Annotated in this window: 1 protein-coding gene; it reads right to left on the bottom strand. The window is 37.2% G+C overall.

Translation table 11 applies throughout. The features are described 5' to 3' along the window. Window positions 1–32 precede the first annotated feature (32 nt). Window positions 33–521 carry a hypothetical protein gene (locus Pmgp_RS19270; RefSeq protein WP_153189241.1) on the bottom strand — a complete coding sequence of 163 codons (489 nt, stop codon included), beginning with the start codon at window positions 519–521 and terminating at the stop codon, window positions 33–35. Between the last annotated feature and the right edge of the window lie 366 nt (window positions 522–887).

The following is an 887-nucleotide window of genomic DNA, read 5'->3' as shown; positions in this document are numbered from 1 at the left end:
TTGTTGGTTTATCAGTAGATATCTCTTGATTTCTACAGTATACTTCGATATTCAGCCTTGTTTCTCCTGCTGCACCAGGAACTAATTTTGGGTATTCTACGGGGTTTTTGCAGTGGAATCATATATATTTCATCTGGTAAATACACACCATCTTTACTATGTATTTCCCTTTCCCTGGCACGCTGTTCGAGACAATCGTATAAAAAGCCGGATATTATGTTTAATAATGTCGGGAGAAAAATATTAGAGGTAACTATAGTTGGAAGTAAAACATTTGCCGAATATGAGCAAAACGTTTTGATCCATTTTGTTGGGTAGCAGTATTCGATACTATGCTCGGGGTGGTTTGAAATACAGTAATTATAAAATACCTCTGATATCGGCCAGTAATCATAGTATTCATAATCTGGTAATAATATAATATCTGCTTTCTCAATCTCCATTCTTCTGGCGGGGTCATCAATTTTCATTAAACTGAAGTACTTTTCAAGCCTATCGTTAGTTTCCGAAAACGTAAACATGTAATCCCTCTTCCCTGACATCTTATTATCTAATTATACATGAACATATATGATTAGGCCAGGTGGCTTTGGTATTAACGGAGCCGTTAGTCTCCGAAGAATTTCAGGTATGCGCATGCCGGTATAAATCATAATTAAATATTCTGTGCCGAGCAACCGTTCCTCATAAGGTCCTTCAGCCTGATGAGTTAGGGCTGCCTGGCACAGATAAGATAAAAAGGATGGAATCGAACCTATTAATGATCCCACTGCGAAAACCCCATAGAATAGCAAAAATTGGTCTGAGATAGCAGGATAAATAATGGCGAATATCGAAGTATACTACAGATATCAAGAGATATCAGCTGATAAAATAATAAATCGGGC

The organism is Pelotomaculum propionicicum (assembly GCF_004369225.1).
Lineage (GTDB): Bacteria > Bacillota > Desulfotomaculia > Desulfotomaculales > Pelotomaculaceae > Pelotomaculum_B > Pelotomaculum_B propionicicum.
This window is presented reverse-complemented; position numbering and strand designations above follow the sequence as displayed.